The 17,238-nt window shown below is 70.6% G+C and carries 13 protein-coding genes; 5 read left to right on the forward strand and 8 right to left on the reverse strand.

Annotation, left to right across the window (positions count from 1 at the left end; all coding sequences use genetic code 11):
• Positions 1–65: 65 nt before the first annotated feature.
• From acnA to dut, 5 genes are all read right to left on the reverse strand, one after another.
• Entirely contained in the window at positions 66–2,888 is a 2,823-nt protein-coding gene (gene acnA, locus ABD658_RS02100) for an aconitate hydratase (RefSeq protein WP_344683011.1), read from the reverse strand.
• A 409-nt stretch (positions 2,889–3,297) separates the two neighbouring features.
• Entirely contained in the window at positions 3,298–4,845 is a 1,548-nt protein-coding gene (locus ABD658_RS02105; RefSeq protein ID WP_344683013.1) for a class I SAM-dependent RNA methyltransferase, read from the reverse strand.
• 1 nt (position 4,846) lies between these two features.
• Positions 4,847–5,758, reverse strand: coding sequence for a DUF3159 domain-containing protein (locus ABD658_RS02110; protein ID WP_344683015.1), 912 nt, complete (start codon positions 5,756–5,758; stop codon positions 4,847–4,849).
• Between the two features lie 90 nt (positions 5,759–5,848).
• Positions 5,849–6,865: a DUF3710 domain-containing protein gene (locus ABD658_RS02115; protein WP_311024373.1), complete on the reverse strand. Its 1,017-nt coding sequence runs from the start codon at positions 6,863–6,865 to the stop codon at positions 5,849–5,851.
• A 27-nt stretch (positions 6,866–6,892) separates the two neighbouring features.
• Positions 6,893–7,387, reverse strand: coding sequence for a dUTP diphosphatase (dut, locus tag ABD658_RS02120; RefSeq protein WP_170922602.1), 495 nt, complete (start codon positions 7,385–7,387; stop codon positions 6,893–6,895).
• Between the two features lie 199 nt (positions 7,388–7,586).
• On the opposite strand from dut, the gene ABD658_RS02125 reads away from it, so the two are divergent.
• Positions 7,587–8,069 (forward strand): DUF3093 domain-containing protein, encoded by a 483-nt coding sequence (locus ABD658_RS02125; RefSeq protein WP_070158914.1) that lies wholly within the window; start codon positions 7,587–7,589, stop codon positions 8,067–8,069.
• A gap of 108 nt (positions 8,070–8,177) precedes the next feature.
• Here the strand turns inward: ABD658_RS02125 and ABD658_RS02130 are convergent, their stop codons facing one another.
• On the reverse strand, positions 8,178–8,477 hold the full coding sequence (locus tag ABD658_RS02130) for a DUF4193 domain-containing protein (protein ID WP_070158911.1): 300 nt from the start codon (positions 8,475–8,477) through the stop codon (positions 8,178–8,180).
• 393 nt (positions 8,478–8,870) lie between these two features.
• Here ABD658_RS02130 and sepH point away from each other — a divergent pair, with 393 nt between their 5' ends.
• Entirely contained in the window at positions 8,871–10,283 is a 1,413-nt protein-coding gene (sepH, locus tag ABD658_RS02135) for a septation protein SepH (protein ID WP_344683020.1), read from the forward strand.
• Positions 10,284–10,346: 63 nt separating this feature from the next.
• Here sepH and ABD658_RS02140 read toward each other — a convergent pair whose 3' ends face one another.
• Both ABD658_RS02140 and ABD658_RS02145 read right to left on the reverse strand, forming a co-directional pair.
• Positions 10,347–11,573 carry an alkaline phosphatase family protein gene (locus tag ABD658_RS02140; RefSeq protein WP_344683022.1) on the reverse strand — a complete coding sequence of 409 codons (1,227 nt, stop codon included), beginning with the start codon at positions 11,571–11,573 and terminating at the stop codon, positions 10,347–10,349.
• A gap of 70 nt (positions 11,574–11,643) precedes the next feature.
• A complete protein-coding gene (locus tag ABD658_RS02145; RefSeq protein WP_070162463.1) occupies positions 11,644–12,264 on the reverse strand; it encodes a DUF5998 family protein in 621 nt (206 codons plus the stop codon).
• 61 nt (positions 12,265–12,325) lie between these two features.
• Here ABD658_RS02145 and ABD658_RS02150 point away from each other — a divergent pair, with 61 nt between their 5' ends.
• Genes ABD658_RS02150 through ABD658_RS02160 form a run of 3 tightly spaced genes read left to right on the forward strand, consistent with a single transcriptional unit; the run spans position 12,326 to position 17,171 of the window.
• The gene (locus tag ABD658_RS02150) at positions 12,326–13,354 is read left to right on the forward strand and encodes a 3-oxoacyl-ACP synthase III (RefSeq protein WP_344683026.1); all 1,029 of its coding nucleotides are present in this window, start codon (positions 12,326–12,328) and stop codon (positions 13,352–13,354) included.
• A complete protein-coding gene (locus ABD658_RS02155) occupies positions 13,351–16,128 on the forward strand; it encodes an alpha/beta fold hydrolase (protein WP_344683028.1) in 2,778 nt (925 codons plus the stop codon). The genes ABD658_RS02150 and ABD658_RS02155 overlap by 4 nt, the downstream gene beginning before the upstream one ends.
• Positions 16,125–17,171 carry an NAD-dependent epimerase/dehydratase family protein gene (locus ABD658_RS02160; protein WP_344683030.1) on the forward strand — a complete coding sequence of 349 codons (1,047 nt, stop codon included), beginning with the start codon at positions 16,125–16,127 and terminating at the stop codon, positions 17,169–17,171. The genes ABD658_RS02155 and ABD658_RS02160 overlap by 4 nt, the downstream gene beginning before the upstream one ends.
• Positions 17,172–17,238: the final 67 nt, after the last annotated feature.

Consider the following 17,238-nt stretch of genomic DNA (forward strand, 5'->3'; position numbering starts at 1 on the left):
TCGACTCAGCGGGTGGCCCATCGTCTGTGCTCCCGAAGGACGGTGCGCCGACGACGGTCAGCCGCTCACTTCACCAGCTGGCGCAGCACGTACTGCAGGATGCCGCCGTTGCGGTAGTAGTCCGCCTCGCCGGGGGTGTCGATGCGCACGACCGCGTCGAAGGTGGTCTCCGAGCCGTCCGCTGCCGCGGCGGTGACCTGCACCGTCTTCGGGATGGTGCCCTCGTTCAGCGCGGTGATTCCGGAGATCGAGAAGGTCTCGAAACCGGTCAGACCCAGCGTGTCGGCCGTCTCGCCCTCCGGGAACTGCAGCGGGAGCACACCCATGCCGATGAGGTTCGAGCGGTGGATCCGCTCGAAGGACTCGGTGATGACCGCGCGGACGCCCAGCAGCTTGGTGCCCTTGGCGGCCCAGTCCCGGGACGAGCCCGACCCGTACTCCTTGCCGCCCAGGACCACCAGCGGTGTGCCGGCCTCCTTGTAGTTCTCTGCGGCGTCGTACACGTAGGCCTGCGGGGCGCCCTCCTGGGTGAAGTCCCGGGTGAAGCCGCCCTCGACTCCGTCGAGCAGCTGGTTCTTGATCCGGATGTTGGCGAAGGTGCCGCGGATCATGACTTCGTGGTTGCCTCGGCGGGAGCCGTAGGAGTTGAAGTCCTTACGCTCCACGCCGTTCTCCAGCAGGTAGCGGCCCGCCGGGGTGTCGGACTTGAAGGAGCCGGCCGGCGAGATGTGGTCGGTGGTGACCGAGTCGCCCAGCTTCAGCAGCACCCGTGCACCGGAGATGTCCTCCACCGGGGAGGCCTCCAGCGACATGCCGTCGAAGTACGGCGCCTTGCGCACGTAGGTCGACGACTCGTCCCAGGCAAAGGTGGAGCCCTCCGGAGTGTTCAGCTCCTGCCACCGGTGGTCCCCGTCGAAGACCGTGTCGTACTTCGAGGTGAACATCTCGGTGTCGATCGACTCGTCGATGATCTTCTGGACCTCGATCGGGTCCGGCCAGATGTCGCGCAGGTAGACGTCGTCGCCCGACGCATCCTGGCCCAGCGGCTCGTTCTCGAAGTCGAAGTCCATGGTCCCGGCCAGGGCGTAGGCCACCACCAGCGGCGGGGAGGCCAGGTAGTTCATCTTCACGTCCGGGTTGATGCGACCCTCGAAGTTGCGGTTGCCCGACAGCACTGAGGTGACCGCGAGGTCCTCCTCCTGGACCGTCTTGGAGATCTCCTCCTCGAGCGGACCGGAGTTTCCGATGCAGGTGGTGCAGCCGTAGCCGACCACATAGAAGCCGACCTTCTCCAGGTGCTCGATCAGCCCTGACTTCTCGTAGTAGTCGGTCACGACCTTCGAGCCCGGTGCGATGGAGGTCTTGACCCAGGGCTTCTGCGACAGGCCCTTCTCCACCGCGTTGCGCGCCAGCACACCGGCGGCGAGCATCACGTTCGGGTTGGAGGTGTTGGTGCAGGAAGTGATGGAGGCGATCGAGACCGCACCGTGGTCCAGCGTGAACTCACGGCCGTCGGGCATCGAGACCGACACCGGCTTCGAGGGCCGGCCCACGACCTCCTCGCCGCCGACGTGCCGCGGACGGTCCTTGACGTCCTGCTCCTCGTCGGCGGAGTGCGCCGGAGCGTCCGAGGCCGGGAACGAGGCCGCCGAGGCGGCGTCAGCGTGGCCGTTGGTGGCCGGGTCGGTCACGTGCTCCACGTAGTTGTGGATGTCCTTGCGGAACTGCTCCTTGGCGTCGGTGAGCTCGATACGGTCCTGCGGACGCTTCGGACCCGAGATCGAGGGCACCACGGTGGACAGGTCCAGCTCGAGGTACTCGGAGAAGCGCAGCTCGCGGGACGGGTCGTGCCACATCCCCTGCTCCTTCGCGTAGGCCTCCACCAGAGCGACCTGCTCCTCGGTGCGGCCGGTCAGGCGCAGGTACTCCAGGGTGACCTCGTCGATGGGGAACATCGCGGCCGTGGAGCCGAACTCCGGGGACATGTTGCCGATCGTCGCTCGGTTGGCCAGCGGAACCGCCGCCACGCCCTCGCCGTAGAACTCGACGAACTTGCCGACCACGCCGTGCTCGCGGAGCATCTGGGTGATGGTCAGCACCACGTCGGTGGCTGTCGCCCCGGCGGGGATCTCCCCGGAGAGCTTGAAGCCGACCACGCGCGGGATGAGCATGGAGATCGGCTGGCCCAGCATCGCGGCCTCAGCCTCGATGCCGCCCACGCCCCAGCCCAGCACACCCAGGCCGTTCTCCATGGTGGTGTGCGAGTCGGTGCCCACACAGGTGTCCGGGTAGGCGCGCAGCGCACCGTCGACCTCACGGGTCATCACCACGCGGGCCAGGTTCTCGATGTTGACCTGGTGGACGATGCCCATACCGGGAGGCACGACCTTGAAGTCGTCGAAGGCCGTCTGGCCCCAGCGCAGGAACTGGTACCGCTCGCCGTTGCGCTGGTACTCGATGTCCATGTTGCGCTCGATGGCGTCCGAGTTCCCGAAGGAGTCGATCTGCACCGAGTGGTCGATGACCATCTCGGCCGGCGCCAGCGGGTTGATCCGCTTGGGATCGCCACCCAGGTCTGCCACGGCTTCACGCATGGTGGCCAGGTCCACGACGCAGGGCACACCGGTGAAGTCCTGCATCAGGACCCGACCCGGAGTGAACTGGATTTCGGTGTTCGGCTGTGCCGTCTCGTCCCACTGGCCGAGAGCCTTGATGTGCTCGGCCGTCACATTCGCCCCGTCCTCGGTGCGCAGAAGGTTCTCCAGGAGGACCTTCAGGCTGTAGGGAAGGGACTCGTGGCCCTCCACAGTGTTGAGGCGGAAGATTTCGTAATCGGCGCCGTTGACGTTGAGAACGCCTTGTGCTCCGAAGCTGTCCACAGTGCTCACGCGGGACTCCTCTGTAGTTGCCAGACTGACACGGTCCGACGGCACGCGGCCGTCGGACAACGGGCGCTGAAGAGTTCGCCGGAGGACCTTCCGGTGCAGGCCTCGGTCGCCCTGCGGACGCGGCGCTCGACGACGAGCACGACGGCGACCTCAGGTCAGTGGCGCGACCGGGCCCGAGCACGCGGAGTCTCCTCCAGCGCTCAGAGCCGTATCGCTGTCCATCCTACTCGGTCGACATGACGTGATGCGGCTCATGTCGCTGTCGCCCCCGCGGAGGCCCGCGGGTGGCCTTCCACAGGCCAGGATCGCCGAACCACAGAGCTGACCAGGCCTTCCGCGGGCGTCCAAGGACGCGGTGCACGCGCATCGGCGTCGATCTCGGCGCCATCGCGGCCCGGAGGGGCGGGGCTCAGCGTTCGAACAGGGCGACTGACTCCATGTGGTGCGTGTTCGGGTAGAGGTCCAGCACCTGCAGGTCCGCCAACCGCCAACCCCGGGCGAGCAGGTCCTTGGCGTCACGGGCGAAGGACGCCGGTTCGCAGGACACGTAGACGAGCCGGCGCGCATCCGCCGCATCGACGCCGCCGATGACCTTCTTTCCGGCGCCGGCGCGCGGCGGGTCCACCAGGATCAGGTCGTGGCCCCCCAGTGCGTCCAGCACCCGTTCCACCGGGGCCGTCTCCACCCGGACGTGCTGCGTCCGGTCGAACAGCTCACGCGCCGAGGCGCTGGACCCGGCCGCGGCCTCCACGCTGAGCACCTGTCCCGTCTCGCCGGTGCGCGCCGCGGCCCAGGCGGTGAACAGCCCGGCGCCGGCGTACAGGTCAGCGACGGCGTCGCCGGCCCCGACGCTGGCCATCTCGTCGATCGTGCGGACCAGCGCCTCGGGCGCATGACGATGGATCTGCCAGAAGCCCTCCGGGCGCAGCGGCACGACGGCACGCTCCTCGCCGTCCCCCGTGGCGACCGGGACCGGCAGCGGCTCGGCCACGGTGCGACCGCCGAGCACGATCTCATGCTCCACGACCGCCGGCACCCGAGGCACCTCGGGACGGCCACGCGTGCGACCACGGGCAGAGCCGCGGCGCCCGTTGCGGACGCCGGAGCGAGCACCGTTGCGGGCGACGGCGCCGCCGCCGTTCGGGGCCTCGGCCCGTGCGTCGTCGGCGCGCGCCAGCGCCAGCACAATGGTCTCCACCTTCGGCTCGACGTCGGCGATGCGCAACAGGCGCTGACGAAGTCCGGCCTCCTCAGCCCGGGACTGCTCGGCGTGGACGACCAGCGCCAACGGCGCCCGACCACCCGGAGCCACGACGTCGACTCGTTGGGCGCCGGTGAAGTCTCCGCCGAAGAGTCGGGACTCATGGATGTCCTCCACTGCCAGCGGCATCCCCCGCAGATCGATCAGTTCGTGGCTGCGGTAGGGCTTCATGCTGAGCACGCCGTGATCGTTGACCCCGAAGCTGACCCGCGTGCGCCAGTGCAGACCGTTGCTGTGACGCTCTCCGACGTCGACGACATGGATCTCCCCGTCGGCTGGGGCATGGGCCAGGGTGAGGTCCTGCAGATGGATTCCGCCGATGCGCTGCAGAGTGTCCCGGAAGACCTGGGCCTTGACGCGGCGCTGATGCTGGTCCGTGATGTGGCCGTACTCGGCTCCGCCGACCGGAAGCCGGTCCATCTCATGGGCGCGGAGTGCGTCGGCGAGCTTCCAGATGTGCCGTCGCCGGTAGTCCGAGGCCTCCAGGACCTCGACGACGTCGGCGCGCCAGAACTTGGCCTGCGGTCCTGAGTCGGTGACGCGTGCCCGGACGACTTCGCCCGGGATCGCATGCCGGACGAAGATGACCCGCCCCTCATGCCTGGCGACACAGTGACCCCCATGAGCCATCGGGCCGACGTCGAGGGTGAGCAGCTGCTGCGAATGCGTCGTGCCGGCCTGTCGTGAGGTCACCATCTCAGGACACCGCCTCTCCATCGCGCCGGTCCTCCACGACCGTCGGGCGCGTGATCATCCAGCCGACCCACAGGGCCAGGGCATAGAGGGGCAGCCCCATCACCAGGCGAGCAGTCCCGAGCGCGACGACGGCGTCCGCCAGGTACAGCGGCAGCTGGACCGCCAGCCGCAGCGCGAGCACACCGGTGACGATCCACGTGGCCAGCGCATAGCGCCTCCGACGAGCGTGGTCCTGACGCCAGGCGACGCCCTCTCCCCGGATGAAGCCGAAGAGGATCCCCAGGAACGGCCAGCGGACCGCGACGGACAGCGCGAAGCCCGCGATGTAGGCGGCGTTGGTGACGAAGCCCCATAGGTAGAAGTCACGGGCCTGGCCTGTCTGCTGGGCGACGACGGCGCACAGCACGATCACCGCCAGCCCGGACAGCGACTGCACCAGAGGACCGCGCTGTGCCAGCCGCGCCACCGTGAAGATCAGTCCCATGAGGACCGCGACGATGGAGGAGATCAGCAGGTCCTCGGTGATGACGAACACCGTGAGGAACGCCGCCGCGGGCAGAGAAGCTTCGACAAGGCCCCGCACGCCCCCGATGGAGGACATCACGTCGAGCGAGCCGTCCTCACGGGTGCGCAGCCGGGAGCCCGCCGACTCGGCGAGCCGCTCCCCGATCTCGTCCGGGCCGGTCGCATCCTGAACCTGAGCGCCCCGACGGTCCGACGGATCGTCCTGCCCCGGGCCCCCGGCGCTCCCGAGCCTCCCGGCATCGGGAGTCGCGGCATCGGGAGTCGCGGAATCAGGGGTCGCTCCCCCGGTCATGAGCGTCTCGGGCGCTGCGGGCGGTGACGTCTCGTCCCGCACCGCACGCTCCTCCGAGCTGCCCGGCGTCCCCGCCCTGCCCGGTGAATCAGTCATCACAGCCGCCTGCGCCTCCCCTGTTCGTGGTCCCCTGGTCTTCATCGGCCGTCCCTCGACCGCCTGTCGCCGCCTCGTCCGCCAGCGAGATCAGGCCTGCTGCGGCCCCTCGGAGCCGGCCGCTGCGCCTCCGGCCGACCTCCGCTGCTGCGGTCGGACACCGTTGGCACGGGCGCCGCTCTGGTCCCCTTCTCCGCTGCCGACCGCGGCAGCGCCGGGATTCGGCCCTGGTGCGGCGTCCCGACGCTGCGCCGGGTTCCGCGGCAGCACCACCCGGCGTGCGCCTTCGGGCGGCCGCAGCGGCAGCAGCTCGCGAGGCGGCAGCGGGTCGTCGCCGCGCACGACGACGAGCCGAGAGAAGAGATCCTCGACGTCACGAGCGGCCTGAGGGTCGATCGCCCCCCGCCCGCCGACGACACCGCGCAGGAACCAGCGGTTCCCCTCGAATCCGATGAAACGAGCCACGCGCCAGCCGGCCCGGCCGTCCTTCAGCGTGGTCGGGACACGGGCGGCGAGCTCCTTGCCGAAGCGGCCGTCGAGCTGCTTGATCCGCCCCTTCTGCCTCACCACGGAGTCTTGGATCTGTTCCCGCACCTCATCCCACGTGCCGCCCGACTTGGGCGCGGAGAACGGCTGGATCTGGATGCTGGCCTGTCCCACCGAGATCGTCAGGGCTACGACACGTTTGGTCTTCTGATCGATGTCCAGGCGTACCTTCTGTTCCTTGCCCGCCGGCACCAGGACCGCGCCGAAGTCGATGTAGCCCTTGGTGGTCTCCACCTCCGTGACGTCGTAGGGCCCCCCGCCTTCGATGCGTTCCGAGGCGTCCTCCGAGTTGTCCTCAGAGGCACCGTCGGACGCGCTGTCGGACGCGCCGCCGGTCTCCGAACCGGCGGCCGCCGAATCCTGCGGAACCGACTCCTGCGGCACCGACTCCTGCGGCGCTGGTGCCGTCGCGGACTGCTGCTCGGGGGCCGCGGAACTCTCCGTGGTCTCCTCCTGGGCAGGGCTCGTGGGGGAGGTCTCCTCCTCGCGGAGCGCCTCTCTGATGGTGGCGGGCTTGGCCTTTTCCGCCCCTTGGGACTTCTTCCGTCGTCCGAAGATCATGCTGAAGTTCCTCTTATCCCTCGAGAGTCACGTGCCGGTGGAGCCGAAGCCGCCTGCGCCGCGGTCGCTGTCCTCCAGCTGGTCCACAGGCACGAATTCAGCCTGGTCCACACGCTGGAGGACGAGCTGCGCGATGCGGTCTCCGCGACGGAAGCTCACCGGAGTCGAACGGTCGGTGTTCAGCAGACACACCTTGAGCTCTCCACGATACCCAGCATCGATGGTTCCCGGCGTGTTGACAAGGGTGATTCCGTGTTTCACCGCCAGTCCGCTGCGGGGGTGCACCAGCCCGACCCAGCCCTGCGGGATCGCGACGGCCACCCCGGTCGGCACGAGGCGACGTGCACCCGGCTCCAGCGTGAAGTCCTCGGCGCTGACCAGGTCCGCTCCGGCGTCGCCCGGGTGGGCATAGCCGGGAAGCGGAAGGTCCGGATCAAGACGCCGGATCGGCACCCGGATCCTGCCGGGCGCCGAGCCGGTCGGCATCTGGCCGGCGTCGTGCTCCTTCGTAGACGTGGTCATCGGGGCTGCTTCTCCTCGTGGTCTGCGGGCTGGGGCCTGGTCCCGCCCATGTCGGGCTGGTCCAGTGACCCCTCGAGTCTACTCATCCGACCTGACATTCCAGTCGGCCGGGGATTCCCTCTGGCCCGAGCTTCCACCCGGCAGGGCGTCACCGTCGGCGGTTCCGGCCCACCGGAGGTTCCGTGAGAAGCTGGTGGTCATGACGACGCATTCTCCGAGCTACTCCGAGAAGCTCTGGCCGGCGTGGTGGATCTGGCTCGCCGCGGTCATCATCGGAGCCTCCGTCTCGCTCATCTTCTTCCCCATCTCCGTCGGGCTCGGCGCGACCGCCATGGTCATCGGAGTCGGACTGCTGCTGTTCGCCCTGATCATCACCACCCCTCGGATCGAGATCACCGAAGGGTGGCTGAGCGCCGGCCGAGCCCGGATCGAGCGCACCCACGTCGGCGCCGTCGTGGCCCATCGCGCCCAGGCGGCACGTGAGCAGCTCGGCCCCGGCTTCGACGCACGGGCCTATCAGTGCATCCGTGGGTGGATCGATCCCGTGGTGACCATTCAGATCACCGATCCCCAGGACGCCACGCCGTATTGGATCGTCTCCACCCGACGCCCGGAGGCGGTGCTCGCCGCGCTCGGTTCCGAGGAGCCGGTCCGCCAGACCGGGCTCAGCGTCACGGACTGACCGCCCGAACCGACCCCGCGCGGCCCAGGCACACGGAGGCCCCGTTCCGGACCATGGTCCGGAACGGGGCCTCCGTGCTGCGACGATGTGGCCGACCGAGATCGCCGTTCAGCTGTCGCAGTCCTTGCAGATGAACATCCCGTTCTCCTCGCGGGACACCTGAGACCGGTGGCGGACCAGGAAGCATTCGCCGCATGTGAACTCGTCAGACTGGGCGGGCAGCACCCGCACCTGCAGCTCCTCGTCGGAGAGGTCAGCGCCGGGGAGCTCGAACCCTTCGGCCGCCTCCGCCTCGTCTTCGTCCACGACGGCGGACTGGCGATTGGTCTGCTGATTCTTCAGTTCCTCGATGGAGTCTTCGTTGACGTCGTCGTCGTTCTTGCGCGGCGCATCGTAGTCGGTTGCCATGAGGGTCGCTCCACACTCCGAAAGTCGAATTCGAATCGCTCGGACACCAGCCTCCACCGGTCCCCCAAGCGCGATTTGTCGCACAGATTGTGTCGCATCGAGCCAGCTCCGCCAAATCGGCGGCGACACATTGAGCCGAGGGCGGACGACGGGCCGGCTCTGGGCCCCGAAACCGTCGCTGAGGCGGCGAGCCGGGGCCGCCCGGAGTCGGCGCCACGCAGCTCCTCACGGGCTCCGCGACCCCAAGGTTCAAGTTCCGCTGAACCGGGAGCGGGAGCTCCACGCCCTCCCCGCGCTACAGTGACCCCTGGACCAGTCCACCCGGAGGGCGGCGCGGCGCCGACCGCACCCGTCCCGAAGACTACTGCCGGCCACAGGCGGGAGGAAGCACAGATGCAGCAGCTGCGGATCATGGGCGTGACCGAGGACGACTCCGACGAACTGCTCGTCCTCGCCGACGACCAGGGTCAGGAGTTCGCCCTGCCCGTGGACGACGCGCTGCGCGCGGCCGTGGGACGGAAGTCCACCCGCCCGCCGCACCTCACGACGCGGGCCGAGGACGCCCGGGCGCCCATGACGGTGCGGGAGGTGCAGGCCCGGCTCCGTGCAGGGGCCACCGTGGAGCAGATGGTCGCAGAGTCAGGCCTCGACCCGGCCCGAGTGGAACGCTACGCAGGGCCCGTCCAGGCCGAGCGCGCCTATGTCGCCGAACTGGCCCGCAGCACGGCCATCGCCCCGCCGTCCTCGGCCGAACAGCACCGGATCGCGTTCGGTGACGCCCCCGCCACCCTCGAAGCGATGGCGCTGGTCCGCCTGCGGTCCCTCGGCGTCGACCTGACCTCCCTGGCGTGGGACGCCTGGCGACGCCAGGACGGCAGCTGGCAGGTCGTCTGCTGGTTCTCCTCCGATGACGAAGCCGCCGCCCGCGCTCGTGTCGACGCCGGACCGCCCGCTGAATGGGTCTTCTCTCCGGAGTCTCGCCATCTGCGAGCGGTCGGTCCCTGGGCCCAGACGCTGAGCAGCCTCCCTCCGGAGACCGGCGCCCGCCGCGGTCCGCGGCGACTGACCGCAGTGGACGCCCCCTTCGACGTCGAGTCCGTGGCGGACTCGGCGGCGCAGCGATCGGATCGTGGCACCGGCAGGCCGGCGGCGACGACACCGGCCCCGGTGCCCGCAGACCAGCAGGACACCTCGCCGCTGCCTTCCCGCTCTCCGGACGCCCCGGCAGGCCCCACGGGCGAAGGCGACGAGCATCAGGACCTCCTCGACGTCCTGCGCGCTCGGCGGGGTCGTCGGTTGGGCGCGGACGAGGACGCCGATGACAGGCTCGCCCTCATGCTCACGCGCGACGAACAGCCCAGCGGCCAGGACACGCCCCGACTGCGCGCGGTCGAGTCGGCGCAGACCGGTCAGGGGGAGGACGATCAGCAGGCTCCCCGCGACGATGAGCGCACGGAGTCCCCCGACGTAGACAGCCCCGACGGCACCGACGCCTGGGGGTTCAGCTATGCCGACAGCGAGTCACCGGTCGACGTCGACTCCTCCGGTCCGGACCACGCGGCGGCGCAGGGCGCGCCCGACACCGCAGAGGGGGCCGGCGCCCCGGCGAAGGAGCCGACCCCCGGCGAGGATCCGGCATCGGCCGGATCCGCACAGAGCGACGGCGACGCCGCCACCCGCCAGCGGGACGCCGGCAGCACCGAAGACGCCGCGCCCGCCCACGCCCCGAAGCCGAAGCGCTCCGGCTCCCGCCGCCCCAGCATGCCTCGCTGGGACGACATCCTCTTCGGCTCGAAGGGCGACTGACGACCGGCAGACGGTCGCACAGGGATCGGTCGCACAGGGATCGGTTGCACGTCCCCACGGGACTCAGCCGAAGGCGCGCCCGGTCAGCGAGAGCAGCGGGACCTTGACCTCCACGTCGGTCAGCGATCCGTGCTGGCCCACCATGGTCAGCGGATCCGGGCCCGTCCGGGCCACGTGATAGAGCGCGATCGGACCGTGCACGGCCACCAGGAGATCACCGATGCGGGGACGCACCCGGTCCTCCACGGGACCGAACCATCCCGCGTCCACCGCCTCGTCGCGCGTGGCGATCCACGCCTGGTCGCCGAAGCGCTCCTCCCACGCCTCATGCACCTGGCGGCGCACGGCGGCGGAAGCATGCTGATCGAAGTACAGATGCACGAACCGCGGCTCGCCGCCGGTGTGCCGGACGCCGCGCAGCAGCGCCTCCTCTGCGCCGAAGTCCAGCCGGCCCTCCGGGGCGATGTCCAGCATGCCGTGGTCTGCGGTCAGCAGCACCGAGAGCTGGTCGCCGAACCTCTCACGCAGCCGCGTGACGAACGTCTCGGCCTCCCGGTCCAGGCTCTCCAGCGCGCGCACCCACTCGGGTGAGGCCACCCCGTATCGGTGCCCGGTCTTGTCCAGTTCGTCCACGTAGAGATACATCAGCAGCGGCTGCGGAGACCCCTGGCGCGCTCCCCCGGTGGCGGGACGATGACCGGTGATCGCATCAGCCGCCAACCGGAACCGCGCGTCCAGGTGGGTGGCCCCGAGGAACTCACCTCCGGAGAGCACGGCCTGCGTCAGGGCGGAGTCGGCGAATTTGGGACGCGAGACGGTCAGCACCCGAGCGCCCTCACGCTCGGCGCGCCGCAGCACGGGCTCGTGGGGCTGCCAACGGGCCGGATCCACCGCGGGATCCCACCCGCCGAGCATGTTGACCACCCGGTCCAGCCACGGCGCGAGGACGTCGTAGCCGACCAGGCCGTGACGGCCCGGGGGTTCTCCCGTGCCCAAGGAGGCGATGGAGGCGGCGGTCGTCGCGGGGGCGGCGGCGTCCAGCACCCGTCCGGTGGCGCTGCTCCGCCATGCAGAGGCGAGGAACCGGGCGTGCCCGCTGTGCCGGGCGATGAGCTCGTCCCCCAGCCCGTCGACCATGAGGACCACGGTGAGGCTCGCCTCGGGCAGCCCGAGCCTGTCGAGGAATCCGTCAAGGCCGAGCGACGCCGCCGCCGAGGGCATCACGTGACGGATGTGGGCACCGTCATAGGCCGGGGCGAGAGCGGCCAGCTCACGGGCACGAGCGGTCATCAGGGTCTTCCTTCCGGAGTGGGCGGTGCGCTGCCGCGTCACCAGAGGGTCGGATGCGGGAGGACGACGGTCAGCGGGCGTGACGCACACAGGCTCGACGCAGCGCCCGGACGAAGCTGCGGGCCTCCTCCACGGCGGTGTCTCCTTCGGCGGTGGCGGCGATGCGGAGCACGATGTCCTCGGGCACGACGGTGCCGTCGTCGCCGTGGTCAGCCATGCAGTCCGGGTCTCCGCAGTGCACCGGCGCCGTCTCGAAGCGCGCGCCGCCGGTCCAGTTCATGTTCAGCGTCACCTCCGCCAGCCCCCGCTCCGGACGGAAGCTCTCCGGACGTCGGTGCACCTCAGAGAGGATCACCGAACGGATTCGGCTGACGGGGACGACCTCCGTGGAGATGCGCGCCACCGTGTCGGTCCGACCGGCGGTCCCGGCGTCGTCGGCCTCCACGTCGTGGTCGTCCAGATGGGCGACGACGATCACGTCCTCGGCCAGCGCCAGCACGGTGATGTGCCGGTGCACCTCCTCCATGTCGAAGTGGGTGTCCACATGGACGATCTGGTGCGTAGGCTCGCGGCCGTCCAGGGCGTCGGTCACCGTATGGTGCACAAGCGTGGGGTAGAAGCCGCCGCGCTCGATCGCCGCGCGCAGCGAGAGTGTCGAAGAGGGCGCGGAGTCGTCATGGCTGAAGGTCATGGAAACCATGCTAGCCCTCCCTCGATTCGCTAGCCCGGTTCACCTGCTGGATAATGGAGCGGTGCCAGGAAACGCGACTTTTCACCACCGCAACGCCGCCCTGCTGTCTGTGGCCGAGGTCCAAGCCCCGGTCCCTCTGACCTCCAAGGACATCGACCGCCGCCTGGCCGACGCCCTGAAGCGGCTGAAGCTCCCCCAGGGCCTCCTGCAGCGGGTCGCAGGCGTGAAGACCCGCCGCAACTGGGAGAAGGCGGGAGACGTGCGCGCCGGCACGGTGGAGGCCGGGCGTCGGGCCCTCCAGGCCGCCGGCGTCCCCGCAGCCGACGTCTCGGTGATGATCAACACCTCGGTGACCCGCGAGCATCTCGAGCCCTCCGTCGCCGTGGGAGTCCACCACGACCTGGGTCTGCCCAGCTCCGCGATGAACTTCGACATCACCAACGCCTGCCTGGGCTTCGTCAATGCGATGACCCTGGCCAGCTCCATGATCGACGCCGGGCAGGCGACCTATGTGCTGATCGTCAACGGCGAGGACGCCAAGAAGGTCCAGGACGCGACCGTGGAGCGCATCAGCAGCCTCGAATCGATGGTCAGCCGCGAGGACTTCATGTCGGAGTTCGCGTCCCTGACCCTGGGCTCCGGCGCGGCGGCGGCGGTCGTGGGCCCTGCCGACCGGCACCCCGAGGGGCACCGGATCGTTGGTGGTGTGACTCGGGCCGCGACTCAGCACCACCGCCTGTGCGTCGGTGACCATCGCGGCATGTTCACTGACTCCCGCGGCCTGCTCGACGGCGGCCTCGAGCTCGTCATGGATGCCTGGCAGGACGCCAAGGAGCACTTCGACTGGGATGCCATGGACGCCTACGTGACCCACCAGGTGTCGTCACTGCACACCGCGTCGATCATCAAGGCCGCCAAGCTCGACAAGAAGCGCGTCCCGGTGACCTATCCCGAGCTGGGCAACGTGGGGCCCGCCTCGCTGCCGATCACCCTGGCTCGAGAGTCCGCCTCCCTGTCCTCCGGTTCCCGGGTGCTCTGCATGGGCGTCGGCTCCGGACTCAACACGGCGATGCTGGAGATCATCTGGTGAGGGCTCCCCGGATCCGACACCGCCCGCTGCCCGCAGCACCCGCCCAGCTGCCGCCGAAGGGGCTGCCGGGGCTCGATCCTGCCTGGTCACGGCTGGTGGCGGCCAGGACCGTCGACGGCACCCGTACCTTCCACGTCCTGGACACCGGCCCGATCCTGGCTGCCCGGGGCATCCCCGTGCGGGGCACGATCCTGGCCGTCCACGGCAACCCGACCTGGTCCTACCTGTGGCGAGGGCTCGTCGCGGAGTCGCTGCGGCAGGCAGAGACCGACACCGCCGGCGGGTGGCGCATCATCGCGCCCGACCAGCTGGACATGGGCTACTCCGAGCGCCTGTGCCACGCCGGCGCCCCGCGCACCCTGACGGGCGCGGATCCGGACGAATGCGGATATCGCCGGATGGCGCAGCGGCTCGACGACCTGGACGCCCTGATGGACGCCCTCGACGTCGACACGGCCCTTCCTCTGGTGACGCTGGGCCACGACTGGGGCGGCGTCATCTCCCTGGGCTGGGCCACGCGCCATCCCTACGACGTCGACGCCGCCGCGACGCTGAACACCGCAGTGGACCATCCGGTGGACGAGCCCGTGCCGGCCGCGCTCCGCGCGGCCACCGCACCGGGCCTGCTGAGCGCCTCCACCGTGGAGACCCGAGGGTTCCTCGGGGTCACGCTGTCCCTGGCGGAAGGGCGCCTCGACCGTGAGGTCCATGCCGCCTACTCGGCCCCGTACCGGAGCCGCGATCGGCGCGGGGGCATCGGCGGGTTCGTGGCGGACATCCCCGCCTCCGCAGACCACGTCTCCCGCGGGACGCTGGAGGAGGTCTCCTCGGCCCTGACCCGATGGGACAAGCCCACGCTGCTGCTCTGGGGGCCGAAGGACCCGGTCTTCCAAGAACGTCATCTGGCGGATCTGCAGGAGCGCATCCCCCATGCCGACCTGCACCGCTTCGAGGGTGCCGGCCACCTGGTGGCGGAGGACCGAGACATCGCAGCACCTCTGCTGACCTGGCTCGGCGGCATGGACCGGCGCGACGGACGTCTCCGTCCGGAGGACTCGACCCGCCGCTCCCCCGCCCCGGCCGCCGCGGTGCACGGTCTGCACGCTCAGCTTGAGGAGATGACGGCGAGCTGGCGGCGGAATTCCCCCGCAGTGGTGGACATGACCTCCCAGGACCCGACGGCGCTCAGCTGGCAGGAGCTCTCCTCGCAGATCGACGCGCTCGCTCGCGGGCTCAGCGAACTCGGCGTCTCCCGGGGCGACAGGGTGTCCCTGCTGGTCCCGCCCGGCAACGACCTGACCGTGGTGCTCTACGCCTGCCTGCGCATCGGGGCGGTGGCCGTCGTCGCCGACGCAGGCCTCGGCGTGAGGGGCATGACGCGGGCCGCCCGCAGCGCGCGGCCGGACTGGATCATCGGCGCCACCCCCGGCCTAGCCCTGGCCCGGACCTTCGGCTGGCCCGGTCGGCGGATCAGCGTCCAGGCGCTCTCCCACCGTCAGGCACGCCTGCTCGGCACCGTGGCCTCGGTGGAGCGGCTGCTGCGCAGCCACGTGGGAGCCTCTCCGGACGTCCCCCACCCGGCCCCCGAGGACGAGGCGGCGGTGCTGTTCACCTCCGGCTCCACCGGACCGGCCAAGGGCGTGGTGTACACCCACGGACGGCTCGCCGCCCTCGTGGCGCTGCTGCGGCGCCAGTTCGACGTGACGCCCGGCTCGTCGCTGATCGCCGGTTTCGCGCCGTTCGCGCTGCTCGGCCCGGCCATCGGAGCCACCTCGGTGACCCCGGACATGTCGGTGACACGGCCTGCCACGCTCACCGCTGACGCCGTCGCTCGGGCGGCGATGACGGGTGAGGCCACGATGTTCTTCGGCTCCCCCGCGGCGCTGCGCAACGTCGTGGCGACCGCGCCCCAGCTCCAGGCGGACCAGCGAGCCGCCCTGGGACGGATCTCACTGGTCCTCTCGGCCGGGGCACCGGTCCATCCGGATCTGCTGGACGCCGTCCAGGAGCTCTTCCCCTCCGCAGAGATCCATACGCCCTATGGCATGACCGAGGGGCTCCTGCAGGCGGACATCGACCGTGACGGAGTGCATGACGCGATGGCCACCGGACAGAGCGGAGTATGCGTGGGCCAGCCTGTGGCGGGCGTGCGGCTGGCCCTGGCGCCGCTCGATCCCGCAGGCCGTCCGGCGGAGGAGCTCACCGTGCTGGACGACCCCGTCCAGCCCGCCGCCGTCGGCGTCCTCTCCGAGATCGTCGTCTCAGCCGCGCATCTGAAGGCCGGCTACGACCGGCTCTGGCAGACGGACCGGGCCAGCAGTCGGGACACCGCCGAAGGCCTTCTGTGGCACCGCACCCACGACGTCGGCCATGTCGACTCCTCAGGGCGCCTGTGGATCGAGGGGCGCCTGCAGCACGTGATCACCACCCCCGATGGTCCGGTGGGCCCCGGCACGGTGGAGACCCCGGTGGACGCCCTCGACGAGGTGACCCGCAGCGCCGCCGTCGGCGTCGGGCCGTCCGGCACCCAGGCCGTCGTCGTCATCGTGGAGCCGGACGGTCCGGACCGGCCCCTGCGTACCGGTCGGTCCCCGCTGGCCTCGCCGGAGTTCGCCTCCGCAGTGCGCCATGCCGCCGGTGACGTCCCGGTCTCGGCCGTGCTCGTCCTCGACGAACTGCCCACCGACATCCGCCACAATTCGAAGATCGACCGCACCCGTCTGGCCCTCTGGGCCGAGAAGGCTCTGACCGGGAGGAGGCCCGGCACTCCGTGAGTGAGACCACCCCCTCAGCTCCGCGTCCCGCCGAGATCCTGCCCGGCTCCCGGGTCCTGCTCACCGGCGCCTCCGGGCTGCTCGGCGGAAGCGTCGCCCGACGACTGGCGCAGGACGGCTATGAGGTGACCACCCTGCAGCGCAGCGCCTCGGGACTCGACAAGGTCCGTGACGTGCGTGGCTCGCTGACCGACCACGCCCTGGTGGCCCAGGCGATGGCCGGTCAGGACGCCGTCATCCACATGGCGGCCAAGGTGTCGGTCTCGGGCCGCCGCCAAGACTTCGTCGACGTCAACATCCACGGCACCGAGAACATCCTCGACGCGGCCGAGGCCGCCGGCGTGGAGCATCTGCTGCATGTCTCGTCTCCGTCGGTCGCCCATGCCGGCACCTCCCTCGTCGGGGAAGGCGCCGGAGACCCCGACCCGACCGCGGTCCTCGGTCACTATGCCCGCACCAAAGCTGAGGCCGAGCTGCTGGTCCAGGCGCGTGCGGCGGCGGGCATGAAGGTGCTGGTCATCCGTCCGCACCTGATCTGGGGCCCCGGGGACGGCCAGCTGACCCGCCGCGTGGTCGACCGCGCCCGCTCCGGCCGTCTGCCGCTGTTGGGCTCGGGCGCGGCCCTGGTGGACACCCTCTACATCGACAACGCGGTGGACGCCTTCGCCGCCGGGCTGCGTCGGCTGCCTCAGATCCACGGCCGCCGACTGGTGCTGACCAACGGCGAACCGCGACCGATCGGCGAGCTCCTGATGGGCATCGCGGAGGCGGGCGGCGCGCGTCGTCCGCGGCTCCGCGTGGCCCCGGCGGTGGCGAAGGCGGCCGGACTGGCCGTGGAGAAGATCTGGGGCCTGGCGGAACGGGTCGCCGGTGACCTCGACGACGAACCTCCGATGACGAAGTTCCTGGCGGAGCAGCTCTCCACCGCCCACTGGTTCGACCAGCGGGAGACCCGGGCGGCCCTCGACTGGACCCCGGCGATCAGCATCGACGACGGCCTGGCCCTCCTGGCGGAGCACGTCCGCCGCACCGGCGGAGTCTGAGCCCACCGGCGCGGCCTCCGACTCAGGAGCTCGCGCTGGAACACCGCGCAGGAACGCCGCGCTGGAA

Origin of the sequence: Nesterenkonia aethiopica (assembly GCF_039534665.1) — a bacterium.
In the GTDB taxonomy this organism is placed as follows: domain Bacteria; phylum Actinomycetota; class Actinomycetes; order Actinomycetales; family Micrococcaceae; genus Nesterenkonia; species Nesterenkonia aethiopica.